Below are 14,549 nucleotides of genomic sequence, written 5' to 3'. Positions count from 1 at the left end.
ACTGAAGTAAACTACGTCTTTTCAGGGTAATAAAAAAAGGCGATCCCAAAAAATGGAATCGCCCTACCTGCATATTATCCAAAAATTAATTCATTAATATTTCAAGGGAATCTTCACCAACGTGTTCTCCCAAGCCAGGTTCATCGTAGCATTATCGCCTTTTCCATCAAACACAATAGTGAAGGTCTCTACTTCTGATTCAGTTTTGCCAGCCGCGACCTTAATCCGGGCAACATCTTTAGTCTCATCATAAGCATAAGCGCCCCAGGTATCCAACTTCGAATTGAAGATGATCGTCCACTCGTTTTTGTCGGGAATAGTATATAAGGAGTAGGTTCCAGCCTTTAAGGTCTTATCGCCAAACGTAACATCCTTAAATAATTTGATTTCCGTAGTTTCATTGGCACCGGTGCGCCATACTTTTCCATAGGCTTCCGTTCCACCGAGCATGGTTCTGCCTTTCTTTGAAGGACGACCATAGATTACTTTGATAACCGGATCTGAATTACGGCCATCGGGACGGAAATAAGCAATGTCTGCAGGACTCGCATCCACCCCAGGAAATTTCTGAGCTGCTACATCTTCAACTAAAGCAAACAGCAGCAGTGCAACAGCAGCAATCAGTGTACGTGTTTTCATAGCGATTACGTTTTGGTTTATATGTTAATAGAAAAAGTGCCCCGGAAAAATCCGGAGCACTTCAATTCGACCTGTAAACTAAGGGTAAAACGACAATTCGGGGAATTAGGTTTTACCAATGGTGAAACTTACACAAAAAAATTCAATTAACGGCCAAATGGATTGATGGCCGACAACGCGCGCTTGCCACCCCCCATTTTATTCATGGTTTTCATCATTTTACGCATGTCACCAAATTGTTTTAACAATTGGTTAACCTGCTGTACCGATGTGCCGCTGCCTTTGGCGATCCGGTTTTTGCGGCTGCCGTTGATTACATCCGGATTCTGTCGCTCTTCCGGTGTCATGGAACGAATGATGGATTCAATGGGCTTGAATGCATTGTCATCTATATCAACGCCCTTCATTGCTTTGCCAACGCCAGGTATCATGCCTAACAGGTCTTTCATGTTACCCATCTTTTTGATCTGCTCCAACTGGGTCAGAAAATCACTCAGATCAAATTGATTTTTACGCAGCTTGGCATTCAGTCGCTTTGCTTCGTCTTCGTCAAAGGTTTGCTGTGCCTTTTCTACCAGCGAAACCACATCGCCCATGCCGAGAATCCGGCCCGCCATACGGTCGGGATAGAAGCGATCAATTGCTTCCATTTTTTCACCGGTAGAGATAAACTTAATCGGCTTCTCTACAACCCTGCGGATAGAAAGCGCTGCACCACCACGCGAGTCGCCATCGAGTTTGGTTAACACTACACCATCGAAATTCAACCGGTCGTTAAATGCTTTGGCTGTGTTTACCGCATCCTGACCCGTCATCGAGTCAACCACGAACAACGTTTCGGAAGGATTGAGCGCTTCTTTCAAACGCGCAATCTCATTCATCATTTCTTCATCTACCGCCAAACGACCCGCGGTGTCGACAATCACAATGCGGTGATTATTTTTCTTCGCGTGTTCAATGGCAGCACGGGCAATCTTTACAGCGTCTTTATTCTCAGGTTCGGAATAGACTTCAACGCCAACCTGTTCACCCAGCACCTTTAACTGATTGATCGCAGCCGGGCGATAGATATCACAAGCCGTCAGCAACACCTGCCGCCCCTGCTTTTTCAGGTAGCTGGCCAGCTTACCCGAAAAGGTTGTTTTACCTGAACCCTGCAAACCGGCAATCAGAATAATAGCCGGACTTCCCGTTACGTTGATATCAACACTTTCGCTGCCCATCAACTCAGTCAGCTCATCGTTGGTGATTTTCACCAGCAACTGGCCCGGAGAAATGGCTGTCAGTACATTCTGACCCAGCGCCTTTTGCTTTATTTCATCCGTAACTTCTTTGGCAACCTTGTAATTCACATCGGCATCAATAAGTGCCTTGCGAATCTCCTTGATGGTGCTGGCTACGTTGATTTCTGTAATTCGCCCCTGCCCTTTCAGCGTTTGAAAGGCCTTATCCAGCTTGACACTTAAACTATCGAACATAAAAATGTATTTCTGATCTATTAATAATAGACTGCAAAGTTAACCGCTATTTTATAACAGGGAAATCAGATTCCAATAAGTGTTGACAGCCTCATTTTAGTATCTTTAGCCTTAGAAAAATGCATCTATACGATTAAATGAATCTGACAGCAGAAAATATCTTACTTCTGGGCTCCATCCTGTTGTTTCTGAGCATACTGGCCAGTAAAACATCATACCGGGTGGGCGTACCCGCGCTGATTATGTTCTTGCTGCTGGGTATGTTGGCGGGTTCAGAAGGCATTGGTAAGATCAACTTCAATGACCCAAAGCTGGCCCAGTTCATTGGCGTAATTGCATTGAATTTTATTCTATTCTCCGGGGGGCTTGATACGAAATGGGAAAGTGTGCGCCCGGTATTGTGGAAGGGGATTACGCTATCAACCCTGGGCGTACTCATCACGGCTGTCTCGCTGGGTGTGTTTGCCCATTACCTGATGGGCTTCACCTTGTTGGAAGGCATGCTGCTGGGCGCAACGGTTTCTTCCACTGATGCAGCTGCGGTTTTTTCTATCCTACGTGGTAGGAATATCGGACTTAAAAAAAACCTGGGCCCAACGCTTGAATTGGAAAGCGGAAGCAACGACCCGATGGCTTACTTTCTCATGGTTAGCTTGCTACTGCTGTTCGAAAAACCCGACAGTGGATTCTTCGAACTATTCCCATTCTTTTTAAAGCAAATGATTATCGGGGGAGGTTTAGGCTACCTGATGGGCCGTGCCATGACCTTCATCATTAACAAAATCAATCTTGATGTTGACGGCTTGTACCCGGTGTTGGTAACTGCCCTGGTCTTGTTCACGTTTTCCGTTACTGACTTTGTTGGTGGTAACGGATTTTTGGCTGTATACATCAGCTCGGTGATCTTGGGTAACTCCAACTTCATCCACAAGAAAAGTTTGATTCGGTTTTACGATGGCGTGGCCTGGCTGATGCAGATCATCATGTTCCTTGCGCTCGGATTACTGGTTTTTCCTTCTGAAATACCACCGATAGTTGGACCCGGGATTTTACTCTCATTATTTTTAATACTAGCAGCACGTCCATTGAGCGTGTTTATCAGCCTCGCCTTCTTCCGCATGCGCTTCCGCGAGAAGTTGTTTATCTCGTGGGTTGGATTGCGCGGTGCAGTTCCCATTGTATTTGCTACTTATCCCCTGCTGGCCGGGGTGGATAAAGCCAATGAAATTTTTAACATCGTATTTTTTATTACCGTTACTTCCGTAATTCTTCAGGGAACAACGTTATCTACGGTGGCCAAATGGTTGCACCTTGCTGTACCTGAAAAAATAAAGAGGCGTTCACCGCTCGAACTCGAATTGGTGGATTCATTCAAATCAGAATTACTGGAAATCGAATTAAATGAAAACAACCCGGTTGTTGGAAAGTCCATTGTACAACTCTCGTTTCCGAAAACAGCCATCATCATCATGATTAACCGGCAAGGGAAATTTATCAGGCCCGGTGGCTCAACCGTTTTAGAAACCGGGGATAAACTCGCCATCCTGGCCGACAACAAGGAGACCATTCCGAAAATTTACGAATCGTTGAGTGTAAAGTATTCGTTCGCCTAGCGAAACGGAATAAATGGAAATACCTCTCCGGCATCAAATGAAGATCGATCAGCCGGCAATTCCAGAAAACCATTTACCTCTTTCAGGTTTGCAAAATCACCGGAACCACCACCAGGTACCGGAACAGCGATGAACTTTCCCTGATCATGCACGGCACGTACCTGTAAAAAATATGTAAGTGCAGGTTTAAATTCTATAGCTGACGTCAGGATGGCTGTTTGCTCAATTGATTTCACCCCCATGTTGTTGCGTATCCACGGCTTGATGTATCGATAGAAACACAAAAAAGTTGACACCGGATTCCCCGGAAGGGCAAACACCACTTTATTTTCAGATGTACCAAACCAAAACGGTTTACCCGGTCGCTGACTCACTTGATGAAAATGTTTGGTCACACCGAGTTCCTTCAATGCATCAGGTATAAAATCAAATTTTCCTTTCGACACTCCGCCTGAAAGAATCAGCACATCATAATCCTGCATCAGCAGTTGCAACTCATGCAACACATCTTCGCGCGTATCGTTCAGGTGAAATGCGGATGCCTGCCACCCCAGTTCACGCATGGCAGCTTGTAGGGCATAGGCATTTGACCGCCTGATTTGATGAGCCAGTGGAGTGGCGTCAACTTCCACCAACTCATCGCCCGATGAAATAATGGCAGTACGCGGAAAATCGTAAACCTTCACCTCTGCTTTACCTACCGATGCCAGCAAGGCAATTTCAGCAGGTGAAATCAACTGACCTGCTGCAAGCAAAACCTCATTCTGACGCGCATCATTTCCCTGATGATGAATATTCATACCTGCAAAGACGGATTCAAGTTGAATCTTGGCAATGCCCTCATTAATTTCTACATCTTCATAGCGGATAACAGCATCGGTACCTCCAGGCAAAACCGCTCCTGTCATCACTTCCAGGCAATGGCATTCATCCGACAATACTTTTCCTGCGGCCCCAGCTGCCTGAATGCCTTCAATCTTAAACGACTTGTGCGTTCCGAAAGAAGTGCTTCGAATGGCTATTCCATCCATCGCCACCCGGTTGTACGGAGGCAAATCCCGATCGGCCAATACCGGTTCAGCCAAAACACGATTGACAGCTTCGGCTAAGGGTACCGATATGATTGTGTGTGGCGCAGCTACCTGCTGAATAATCCGTGTGGCTTCCGTTACGCTGATCATGAATTCTGCTAACTTTGAAAATGTGAAGAAAGGTAAAAAATTAACACACACCGATGCATCCGGTAATCCGCAAATGGTGGATGTATCGGCTAAAGCGGTTACCAAACGAACGGCCCGCGCACAGGCTATCGTATGGGTTGGTAAAGAAATAATTCAACTCATTAAAAATCAGGAGCTGACAACGAAAAAAGGTCCCGTGTTTCAAACCGCTATTCTTGCCGGTGTAATGGGCGCTAAGAAAACAGCTGATCTAATTCCATTGGCCCACCTAATCGGTATTGAAGATTGTAAGATTACCATTCGCAACACAACCGACTCGGTTATTATTGAAAGTGTTGTTTCCATTGGCTCCAAAACCGGTGTAGAGATGGAGGCACTCACCGCAGTGAGCATTGCTGCACTAACACTTTATGATATGTGCAAGGCATTGTCGCACGATTTGGTGATAAAGGAAATCAAGCTCATGGAAAAAACCGGGGGTAAAAAAGATTTTAAACGTTAAGCCTATGACCATAAGACGAAGGCTCTACCTCACACTGGAGCCTACAGAAAAAGGTGGTATTCTGGAACGGATTTTTGAAATCCTGCTCATCACCATCATTGTTCTGAACATAGTTGCGATCATTCTGGAGTCTGTTCCCCGCTATGCACAAGAATATGGCTTATGGTTTCAATACTTTGAAGATTTTTCCGTAGCCTTCTTTACACTCGAGTACATTTCGCGGCTTTACGCTATTGTAGAAAATCCGAAATTTAGCGACCCGCTTTACGGACGCTTACGGTATGCAAAAACTTCCATGGCTATTGTCGATTTGCTGGCCATCCTTCCTTTTTACCTCACGTTTTTCCCGATTGACCTGCGCTTCCTGAGAATTTTCAGGTTGATGGCCCTCTTCCGCATGTTTAAGATTACCCGTTACATGCAAGCCATGAACATTTTTAAAAAGGTGATCTCAGAACGCAAAGAACAACTGGTGCTTAGTTTTATCTTCATCATTTTCATCCTCATCATTATTTCTTTTTTCATGCACCTGGCCGAACGCGAAGCCCAACCCGATAAGTTTGGTTCCATACCTGAAGCCATGTGGTGGGGCATGGCCACGCTGACTACCGTTGGGTATGGCGATGCGGTACCCATAACGCCATTGGGAAAAATGTTGGGCGGACTTTTTGCCATTGCCGGTGTAGCCTTTCTGGCCCTGCCGGCTGGTATTTTATCTTCCGGATTTTTTGAACTGCTGCACAATCCGAAAGCTAAAAAACACACCTGCCCGCATTGCGGAAAAGATTTTCATGAATAAGGCCTCTGCAATAAACGGATTGATTTTAGCCGGAGGAAAAAGTTCGCGCATGGGCCGCGACAAATCGCTGATCAGTTACCACGGCAAACCCCAGCGCGAATATTTATTTGAACTGCTTTCACCCTTCTGCGAAAGCGTTTACCTGTCATGCAAAAGCATCGTTAATGTTCCAAAAGAATTCAATCCGCTGACGGATGCATTTGATGTGGACACACCCCTGAATGGAATCCTATCTGCATTTAAACTCAATCCAAATAAAGCATGGTTAACCGTTCCGGTAGACATGCCGTATGTGAATGCTGATACGATTCAATGCCTGTTAACCCATCGCGATCCGCAAAAAATTGCCACTTGCTTTTGGGATTCAAGTGGTAAGCTGCCCGAACCGTTGCTCACACTTTGGGAGCCGCACGCAAGCACTTTATTATCAGACTTCTATCACAACAAAGGCTTCAGTCCGCGTGAATTTTTAGTCATGCAAAACGCACATTGCATCACCCCTACCCATTCAAATTGGCTCAAAAACATCAATTCCGATCAGGATTTGAATCAATACTTTGATTCCTTACATGACCGATTTTGAGACGGTGAAAAAATTTTCATTTCAAAGCCATTCCCATACTGAAACTCAAATTCATCAAATCGATTGATTGCTTGGTTCAAGCCTAAATCGGTAATCGTCTAATAAACAACGAACTAAAAATTTAACTGCTTTTCGGGATACTTTTTAGCACCATTCTTGTTTTATGAATTGACGTGCAGTTTCAGGGAACAATACCTTACATAAAATGAAAATGCACTAACGCGCGTAGTACATTAGTGCATTGTCTATAATCTGTTTTGGCTTATGAAAACAACCGCTAAACAACACATCAATCCCATTAACCGCGACCTGGCCATAATTTTTATTATGGGTATGGTCATGGCTATTGGTATGGTTACCGCTGGTATCCTGTTGGTGAGTCAGTTGTAAACACTGGCCACATTAGGCTGAGCGGAGATCCACTCTTCACCGTCCTGAAAGATTTCTTTCTTCCAGATGGGTGCTTTTTCCTTTAGCTTGTCGATAATAAATTGGCATGCTTCAAAGGAGTCTTTGCGATGCGGAGACGATACCGCAATGGCTACTGACACTTCACCGGGCTTTAACGTACCGATGCGATGACTTACTGCCCATCCCAGTAACGGCCATCGATGAGAGGCTTCGTCAATGATCTTTCGGATTTCCGCAACGGCCATGGCTTCATAGGCTTCATATTCCAGCCAGAGTACATTTTTACCGTGGGCCGTGTTGCGAACAGTTCCGATAAAGACATTCACGGCTCCGGCACCCAGGCTGGAGGCGGTGTCAATCACTTTTTGAATGTCGATGGGCTTTGGTGTGATTTTGATCATGCGTTTAGTGGTTTTGTTATGTAATGAGAAAACCAGAAGGGTGATTGAAAGTAAAACTTTGCCCCTCAAAAAGCAAGGAGAATTTCGCAAAGGATAATTACCCCCCTGCAACGGGCGGAATGAGTGCAATTTCGTCACCAACCGCCAACACCTGACCATCCTCGGCATAGGCATGGTTTACCGCAATAAACAAAGAAGTGAGCGTGGCCAATCTGGGATATTGCTTAAACAAAGCTTGTTTGAATTCGTGAACGGTTGTGCCTTCAGCCACCTCCAGTTCCACTTCACGCGTCCCGGTTATATCACGGGTTATGCCAAAGGTTTTTACAGTGCATTTCATGAGGTACAAATAAAACAAATAAATTCACACCTGCTCCATTCCTCACCCTTGCAGGAGGAGGTGTCCGAAGGACGGAGGAGCTCATTACTCTGCGGCCCTCCGCGAATTCTCAGCGTTACTCTGCGGTTAGAATTTTTACCGCAGAGAGCCACAGAGGATGCGCAGAGCACACAGAGGAGCCCGAGTCAAGCTATTACAATGAGGGGGTTTAGCTTCTCCGCGCTCAATTTCCTAACTTTCCACCATGAGCACCGCCACCTTATACGATAACCACGGCCGCAAAATCAATTACCTGCGCCTGGCCGTTACCGATCGGTGCAACCTGCGCTGCTTTTACTGCATGCCCGAAGAGGGCATTACCTACCTGCCCAAAAAAGCACTGCTCACCTTTGAAGAAATGGAACGCCTGGTACGCCTGATGGCCTCCATGGGCATTACCAAAGTACGCCTTACCGGTGGCGAACCCTTTGTGCGCACCGACCTGATGAAGTTGATCCGGAAGATTACAGACATACCCGGCATCAACGATGTTCACCTCACCACCAACGGTGTGCTCACCGAACCGCACATACCCGAACTGAAAGCACTTGGCATTGCCTCCGTAAACCTGAGTTTGGATACCTTGGATAAGGAGCGCTTCAAAATCATTACACGAAGAGATGAATTTGACCGCGTGTGGAGCACCTACGAACAACTGCTACACCACAACATACCGGTAAAAATTAATGCCGTGGTCATGGAGAACAAAAACATTGACGACCTCCTTCCCATGGTGGAGTTGACAAAAAATCAAAACGTTTCGGTACGGTTTATTGAAGAGATGCCGTTTAATGGCGAAGGGCAACACTATGCACACTTAACCTGGACGTATAAAAAAATACTGGAACACCTGAAGCAGCACTACCCTGCCCTGCAAAAAATTACCGACCCCGAGCACACCACAGCCTACCAATACCAGGTGCCGGGCTATGCCGGAAACATAGGCATCATTGCCGCCTTTAGTCGCACCTTTTGCGGCACCTGCAACCGGATACGCTTAACCGCACAAGGAACACTCAAAACTTGTCTGTATGACGATGGCGTACTGAACATCCGTGACCTGATGCGCAACAAGGCTGATGATGCGCTACTCAAACAACATTTACTGAATGCATTTAACCACCGCCCGAAAGACGGCTTTGAAGCGGAACATCAACGCAGCAAACACCAACCGGTAACGGAATCAATGGCGACTATTGGGGGGTGAATAATCCTGAGTGGATATTTATTGATTAATATTTTCAACGAACAAGAACTTGTATTAGCAGCCCGCTTAAAAATAAATTAGAGATGGATAAGAAACTTGAAGACTTACAAAGAGAGAAGTTTGAACTAGAGATTACACTTACGCCTTGGTTACAGATTTTAAGAAAGTTAGGAATACCTTAGTGGATGTTCACAGATAGGTGTATAAAAACCATTAACTCACACGAATTCACCTAATCCGCTCTCTAGCCTTTGTTGGTGTTGCGCAGTGGGCGTGCGTTCGGGTTCACCAACAAAACTGAGAAGCAGAGGACATTAATACCAAGTTTCCAAACATCCAGTTTAAAAATTGCAATACATCACTTAAATTTGTCGATATATATTTCTTTATGTCCCCCATTAGATTACCAAAAACCTTTGCCCTTGTGTGCGGGCTCTTCCTTTCCGCATTTTCCTACGCTCAAAAAAATTATCTACCAGGAAAAATCATCACCACCCAAAATGATACGATTGCCGGGTATATTGATTTTAGAAATTGGGAGAAGAATCCTGTAGAAATCAGGTTCAAAAAGGAAGAATCCTCAAGTGAGGTAATTTACAGCCCGCTTCAAATTTCACGCTTTGAAGTCAATAATGAAGCATACATTGGCGCCATTGTAGAGTCGGAAATAAGTCCCTCCAAAATTAATCTTCTGCAAAGAGGATCCACACCAACTACAAGAACGGATACTGTGTTTCTTCAAGTGCTGATTGAAGGGCCGGTAAGTCTTTACCACTATAAAAATGATGTAGAGAATAGCAATTTTTATATACGAGAAAATACAGCATTTGAGTTGCTCATTTATAAAAAATACATCCTTGGCGAAGAGGGAAAAACGCTTATAAATGAAAACAAAAAGTACATCGGCCAACTAACGCTCTATCTTGGAAATTGCTCAACCATTCAACCCAAAATAAACACTTCAACCTATAGCCAGAGAAGTCTGTTGAATCTCTTCGAATTGTATTACAAATGCATTGGCATGGAAAGCAATCACCAACAAGGGCAACAAAAAATCAAAGTTGAGGTTGGCGCCTTGGCCGGACTCTCACTGAGTACATTCAACTTTAGCGGACAAGGACATGACCAAATTCGTCAAGCTGATTATGAATTGTCTCCCAATTTCACAGCAGGTTTGTTCATAGATATAATTTTGAGTAAAAATTTGGGTAAGTGGTCTATAAACAATGAACTTAGTTTTACACCTTATTCCATAACCGGGAAGTATGCCGCGCAAGAAAATCCAAATCTATACGTAGAGAGCGATATAACTTTCAGTCATACTTACCTGAAATTAAGCAATATGGTTCGCTACCGCTTCTACTCAACTGAAAGCGTGGCAATCTATACAAATCTTGGAGTAACAAATGGGTACATGATTCATGAAGAGAAAAACGAACGCATTACAAGCACAATATTTCACGATGTTGAAACTGTTACCAAAAATCCAGCACTCGAAGAAATCCGCAAATATGAACAGGGCTTTCTATTTGGGTTAGGTGTAAAACGTAATAAATTTTCCTTCGAAACCCGGTATGAACAAGGAAATGGAATATCACCCTACTCCACACTCAATAGCAAACGAAGGAACTTCTATCTTATAGTCGGATACAGATTCTGACCTTCCAATAAGACGTTCAGGTGAAAAAATAACGACCGACAAAACTATGACAAAATTTTACCTGGTAATTTCCATTCTCATTTCCGCGTTTTCGGGTGGTCAACAACAAGATGTTGATTTTACAGAGGTAAATATTACGTGCCTTGATTTAAATTCATTTGAAAAGGAAATCATAATAACGACAAATAACGAATATAAAGATATACTTAAGAGGAAATCACCATTTCCTAATTGCAACTCCGACTCTCAACCACAAATAGACTTCAGTGAAAGTATTTTAGTTGGATATCTAATAGAATCTAGTGGCTGTTCTCCTCCAAAGCATAGTATTAGGCTTTACAAATCAGATAATAAAGTGGTTTTTGAAGTATCGACCGCTCCAGATGGAGCCTGTAGAATGCTATATCAAAAAATGGTCCGGATAACAACTTCAAAAGTGTTCAGTAAACAGATATCCTTTGTTCGAAAATATACTCAAAATTAAAGTGTTGTCAATAGACATTTCTGTCTGACCTTTAACCCCATCAACGTCTCGCATTGCGAACGTTGATGCTCACTAGATTCACCCAATCCGCTCCAACCGCTGCAACAAAGGCGGATGCGAGTAATGAAAGAACACATAAGCCGGGTGCGGATGTAGGTTGGATAAATTATCCACCGAAAGTTTTTTGAGTGCCTCAGCCAGGGCTTTGCCGTTGTAGGTTTCGCGGGCATAAGCATCGGCTTCAAATTCGTTTTTGCGGCTGTACACATTCATCAATAATCCGGTAATTGTCGAGATAGGCGAAAACAAAATAGTAAACGCCAGCAGGTTGAGGTGTACCGCCAGTTGTGATCCGCCCAAAGCCAACGAAAGGTTTTCATTAAATACCATCAGGGAAAGCACAAAGAGCATAAACACAATCTGCACAACTGATAACACATAGCTCCAGATGATGTGCTTCTTCTTGTAATGCCCTACTTCGTGCGCCAGCACCGCCACCAGTTCCTCCGTAGTGTGATTGGCAATGAGCGTATCGTAGAGCACAATCTTTTTCTTTTTGCCCATGCCGGAAAAAAAGGCATTGGCTTTTTTGGAGCGCCTGGATCCGTCAATGACAAAAATGTTGGTAATCGGGAAGTTGATCTTGCGGGAAAATTCCTCGATTGCGGTTTTCAATTCGCCATCGGGCAATGGCGTGAGTTTATTAAACAACGGTAAAATCAGTGACGTATAGAACATGTTCATGAACAACATGAACGCACATGCCATGGTGGCAAACCACATCCAGAAATCCGGGCCAATGGTTTCTACCAGGTAGATTAGTGCTGCCAACAGTCCGCCACCGATAATCGCGCCCAGCACATAGCCTTTTAATTTATCGGTAACAAAGGTTTTGATCGTAGTCTTGTTAAACCCGTATTTCTCTTCAATTACAAAGGTGCCGTACCATTGAAACGGCAGCGTGAGTAAATCGGAAGCGATGCCGAGCACACCAAAGAAAAGCAAGGCGAGTAAAATTTGGTTTTCCGTTACGATGCGCAGCAGTCCGTCTACCCAACCAAAGCCACCCAGCAGGAGCATCAGCAAGGAACCCATAAAACCTATGGTTGAGGTAAAGAATGAAAAGCGCGTTACTTCTTTATGGTAGCGTTGCGACTTCTCATATTTATCGCGGTCATAAAACGAAGCGATCTCGGCCGGTATGTCGGTGCGCATAGCCTTCAGGTTTATGTACTCCAGCACCTGGCCGAATACAAAGCTGACAGACACAATACCTACAATAATCCACAAAAGCACTTCCGGAGATAAGGTCATAATGCGTTCAATACTTATTTTGCGGAAAAATAGTTCAACTTATGCGCATACGAAAGGAGATATCGAAATGGAGCGTGAAAACTTTTTTGAAACTGGCGGGGATCCTGCTCGTGATATTTAATCTTTTTATTTTCCTTTCTGCCTATATCGATCATACTGTTGCAGATGTGAACGACAGTTTTGTCTGGATGGCAGGTATATTTTATCCCTTGTTACTGGCTTCGATCGCCACTACCGGATTTCGCACAGGCACGCTTTATATCAACGACCACCAGGCAATGCCTGATTTTAAGGAAAAACTAAACGCTAAAATTGTAAAGGAAAATATGTTAATCGAATCCGAAACAGAAAATCAAACGCTATACAAGCCAGGTGGTGGTTACTTTAGTTTATTTAACGCCTGGGGAGGAACAGAGAAGCTAACAGCAAATTGGGGTGAGGAAATTATATTGTCGGGTTCGTTGCGCAAGGTTACTGCGCTTGAGGATATACTGACGTGGAATAAGGATTTTAACCCCCTCCGTCCTGCGGACACCTCCCCCTAGTTAGGGGGAGGAATAAGAGAATCATAATAACTTTTGTGTAGCCTCATGCACACGCTCAAACCTGAATTTAGCCAACGCCTCTTTCATCATACCCGCGATTTCACTCGTACACAAATTACCGATACTTCCTTCGTGTGTATGATTCACATTTTTTTCGGGTGAGTAATTTCCCTGCTCAATATCTCTTCCCACTTTCTGGTACGCTTCCCGGAAGGGCATTCCACTCAACACCAACTTGTTTACTTCCTCCACACTAAACAAAAACTTGTACTGATCATCCTCCAGGATATTTTCCTTCACCTGAACATTTTCCAGCATGAGTTGCGTCATGGTGATGCAATCTTTCAAATGCTGAATAGCAGGAAACAGCACTTCTTTCAAGAGCTGCAAATCGCGATGATAGCCGGAAGGCAGGTTGGCGGTTAATAGCGCAATATCGTTTGGCAACCCCATCATTTGATTGCAGCGCGCGCGTATCAACTCAAACACATCGGGGTTTTTCTTATGCGGCATAATGCTTGAGCCTGTGGTGAGCTCATCCGGAAAACGGATGAATCCGAAGTTCTGATTCAGGAACAAACAGGCATCCGCAGAAAGCTTACCCAATGTAGCCGCCACATTGGCCATGGCGCTGGCGACAATGCGCTCTGTTTTACCGCGACCCATTTGCGCGTACACCACATTGTAGTTCAGGTCATCAAACCCTAAGAGTTCCGTTGTCAGTTTTCGGTTAAGGGGAAAAGATGATCCATAACCAGCCGCAGAACCCAACGGATTTTTGTTCACAACCCGATAAGCCGCTTCAAGTGTGATCACATCATCTACCAAACTTTCGGCATAAGCCCCAAACCACAACCCGAATGATGAGGGCATGGCCAATTGAAAATGCGTATAGCCTGGTAACAAGTGTTGCTTGTACTTTTCACTTTGTGCCTGCAACAATCCAAACAGGTTGTTAACCGATTCTACGATTTGTTCAAGTTCATGACGCAAATACAACTTAATATCCACCAACACCTGGTCGTTACGCGAACGGCCACTGTGAATTTTCTTTCCGGCATCACCCAGCTTTTTGGTCAATTCAAGTTCTACCTGCGAGTGTATATCTTCAACACCATCCTCAATTTTAAAATCACCGGATTCAATGCGTTTGTAAATCAACTTCAACTCAGTTGAGAGTTTACTCAACTCATCTGTTGTCAGCAACCCGATTGACTCCAGCATGCGAATATGCGCCAGTGAACCGAGCACATCGAATGGGGCAAGATGCATATCCAACTCACGATCTTTACCCACCGTAAAGGCTTCTACAGATTTAAGAGAGTCTTTGTCCTTTTTCCACAACTTGCTCAT

General features: G+C 44.4%; 15 protein-coding genes. 8 read left to right on the top strand and 7 right to left on the bottom strand.

Features of this window, described 5'->3' with window-relative positions:
* Positions 1 to 93: 93 nt before the first annotated feature.
* Both QY309_04580 and ffh read right to left on the bottom strand, forming a co-directional pair.
* Positions 94 to 639: a DUF2911 domain-containing protein gene (locus tag QY309_04580; GenBank protein ID WKZ60757.1), complete on the bottom strand. Its 546-nt coding sequence runs from the start codon at positions 637 to 639 to the stop codon at positions 94 to 96.
* A 146-nt stretch (positions 640 to 785) separates the two neighbouring features.
* Positions 786 to 2,117: a signal recognition particle protein gene (ffh, locus tag QY309_04575; GenBank protein ID WKZ60756.1), complete on the bottom strand. Its 1,332-nt coding sequence runs from the start codon at positions 2,115 to 2,117 to the stop codon at positions 786 to 788.
* 137 nt (positions 2,118 to 2,254) lie between these two features.
* Between ffh and QY309_04570 the strand changes: the two genes are divergently transcribed.
* The gene (locus QY309_04570; GenBank protein ID WKZ60755.1) at positions 2,255 to 3,730 is read left to right on the top strand and encodes a potassium/proton antiporter; all 1,476 of its coding nucleotides are present in this window, start codon (positions 2,255 to 2,257) and stop codon (positions 3,728 to 3,730) included.
* Here the strand turns inward: QY309_04570 and QY309_04565 are convergent.
* Positions 3,727 to 4,911 carry a molybdopterin molybdotransferase MoeA gene (locus QY309_04565; GenBank protein WKZ60754.1) on the bottom strand — a complete coding sequence of 395 codons (1,185 nt, stop codon included), beginning with the start codon at positions 4,909 to 4,911 and terminating at the stop codon, positions 3,727 to 3,729. The genes QY309_04570 and QY309_04565 overlap by 4 nt on opposite strands.
* Here QY309_04565 and moaC point away from each other — a divergent pair.
* The 4 genes from moaC to QY309_04545 all read left to right on the top strand — a co-directional run bounded on the left by moaC (position 4,910) and on the right by QY309_04545 (position 7,185).
* On the top strand, positions 4,910 to 5,413 hold the full coding sequence (gene moaC / locus QY309_04560; GenBank protein ID WKZ60753.1) for a cyclic pyranopterin monophosphate synthase MoaC: 504 nt from the start codon (positions 4,910 to 4,912) through the stop codon (positions 5,411 to 5,413). The genes QY309_04565 and moaC overlap by 2 nt on opposite strands.
* A 4-nt stretch (positions 5,414 to 5,417) precedes the next feature.
* Positions 5,418 to 6,212 carry an ion transporter gene (locus QY309_04555; protein ID WKZ60752.1) on the top strand — a complete coding sequence of 265 codons (795 nt, stop codon included), beginning with the start codon at positions 5,418 to 5,420 and terminating at the stop codon, positions 6,210 to 6,212.
* Positions 6,205 to 6,795, top strand: a complete 591-nt coding sequence (locus QY309_04550; protein WKZ60751.1) for an NTP transferase domain-containing protein — start codon at positions 6,205 to 6,207, stop codon at positions 6,793 to 6,795. The genes QY309_04555 and QY309_04550 overlap by 8 nt, the downstream gene beginning before the upstream one ends.
* A gap of 264 nt (positions 6,796 to 7,059) precedes the next feature.
* Positions 7,060 to 7,185: a hypothetical protein gene (locus tag QY309_04545; GenBank protein WKZ60750.1), complete on the top strand. Its 126-nt coding sequence runs from the start codon at positions 7,060 to 7,062 to the stop codon at positions 7,183 to 7,185.
* On the opposite strand, the gene QY309_04540 is transcribed toward QY309_04545, so the two are convergent.
* Both QY309_04540 and moaD read right to left on the bottom strand, forming a co-directional pair.
* Positions 7,176 to 7,607, bottom strand: coding sequence for a molybdenum cofactor biosynthesis protein MoaE (locus QY309_04540; GenBank protein WKZ60749.1), 432 nt, complete (start codon positions 7,605 to 7,607; stop codon positions 7,176 to 7,178). The genes QY309_04545 and QY309_04540 overlap by 10 nt on opposite strands.
* 97 nt (positions 7,608 to 7,704) lie before the next feature.
* Entirely contained in the window at positions 7,705 to 7,947 is a 243-nt protein-coding gene (gene moaD / locus QY309_04535; GenBank protein WKZ60748.1) for a molybdopterin converting factor subunit 1, read from the bottom strand.
* A gap of 244 nt (positions 7,948 to 8,191) precedes the next feature.
* On the opposite strand from moaD, the gene moaA reads away from it, so the two are divergent.
* Both moaA and QY309_04525 read left to right on the top strand, forming a co-directional pair.
* Positions 8,192 to 9,193, top strand: a complete 1,002-nt coding sequence (gene moaA / locus QY309_04530) for a GTP 3',8-cyclase MoaA (GenBank protein WKZ60747.1) — start codon at positions 8,192 to 8,194, stop codon at positions 9,191 to 9,193.
* A gap of 424 nt (positions 9,194 to 9,617) precedes the next feature.
* Complete coding sequence (locus QY309_04525; protein ID WKZ60746.1) at positions 9,618 to 10,853, top strand: hypothetical protein; 1,236 nt, start codon at positions 9,618 to 9,620, stop codon at positions 10,851 to 10,853.
* Positions 10,854 to 11,415: 562 nt separating this feature from the next.
* On the opposite strand, the gene QY309_04520 is transcribed toward QY309_04525, so the two are convergent.
* Positions 11,416 to 12,651 carry a M48 family metallopeptidase gene (locus QY309_04520; protein ID WKZ60745.1) on the bottom strand — a complete coding sequence of 412 codons (1,236 nt, stop codon included), beginning with the start codon at positions 12,649 to 12,651 and terminating at the stop codon, positions 11,416 to 11,418.
* A 41-nt stretch (positions 12,652 to 12,692) separates the two neighbouring features.
* On the opposite strand from QY309_04520, the gene QY309_04515 reads away from it, so the two are divergent.
* Positions 12,693 to 13,196 (top strand): hypothetical protein, encoded by a 504-nt coding sequence (locus QY309_04515; GenBank protein WKZ60744.1) that lies wholly within the window; start codon positions 12,693 to 12,695, stop codon positions 13,194 to 13,196.
* Between the two features lie 21 nt (positions 13,197 to 13,217).
* On the opposite strand, the gene argH is transcribed toward QY309_04515, so the two are convergent.
* A complete protein-coding gene (argH, locus tag QY309_04510; GenBank protein WKZ60743.1) occupies positions 13,218 to 14,549 on the bottom strand; it encodes an argininosuccinate lyase in 1,332 nt (443 codons plus the stop codon).

Source organism: Cyclobacteriaceae bacterium, from assembly GCA_030584025.1.
GTDB lineage: Bacteria > Bacteroidota > Bacteroidia > Cytophagales > Cyclobacteriaceae > UBA2336.
Note: the sequence above shows the minus strand (reverse complement) of the source record. Positions and strands in the feature narration are given on the sequence as shown.

Bases quoted from the DNA above. Each gene is read 5' to 3' on its own strand.
- QY309_04580 (WKZ60757.1), bottom strand. From the start codon at position 639: ATGAAAACACGTACACTGATTGCTGCTGTTGCACTGCTGCTGTTTGCT.
- ffh (WKZ60756.1), bottom strand. From the start codon at position 2,117: ATGTTCGATAGTTTAAGTGTCAAGCTGGATAAGGCCTTTCAAACGCTG.
- QY309_04570 (WKZ60755.1), top strand. From the start codon at position 2,255: ATGAATCTGACAGCAGAAAATATCTTACTTCTGGGCTCCATCCTGTTG.
- moaC (WKZ60753.1), top strand. From the start codon at position 4,910: ATGAATTCTGCTAACTTTGAAAATGTGAAGAAAGGTAAAAAATTAACA.
- QY309_04565 (WKZ60754.1), bottom strand. From the start codon at position 4,911: ATGATCAGCGTAACGGAAGCCACACGGATTATTCAGCAGGTAGCTGCG.
- QY309_04555 (WKZ60752.1), top strand. From the start codon at position 5,418: ATGACCATAAGACGAAGGCTCTACCTCACACTGGAGCCTACAGAAAAA.
- QY309_04550 (WKZ60751.1), top strand. From the start codon at position 6,205: ATGAATAAGGCCTCTGCAATAAACGGATTGATTTTAGCCGGAGGAAAA.
- QY309_04545 (WKZ60750.1), top strand. From the start codon at position 7,060: ATGAAAACAACCGCTAAACAACACATCAATCCCATTAACCGCGACCTG.
- QY309_04540 (WKZ60749.1), bottom strand. From the start codon at position 7,607: ATGATCAAAATCACACCAAAGCCCATCGACATTCAAAAAGTGATTGAC.
- moaD (WKZ60748.1), bottom strand. From the start codon at position 7,947: ATGAAATGCACTGTAAAAACCTTTGGCATAACCCGTGATATAACCGGG.
- moaA (WKZ60747.1), top strand. From the start codon at position 8,192: ATGAGCACCGCCACCTTATACGATAACCACGGCCGCAAAATCAATTAC.
- QY309_04520 (WKZ60745.1), bottom strand. From the start codon at position 12,651: ATGACCTTATCTCCGGAAGTGCTTTTGTGGATTATTGTAGGTATTGTG.
- QY309_04515 (WKZ60744.1), top strand. From the start codon at position 12,693: ATGCGCATACGAAAGGAGATATCGAAATGGAGCGTGAAAACTTTTTTG.
- argH (WKZ60743.1), bottom strand. From the start codon at position 14,549: ATGAGCAAGTTGTGGAAAAAGGACAAAGACTCTCTTAAATCTGTAGAA.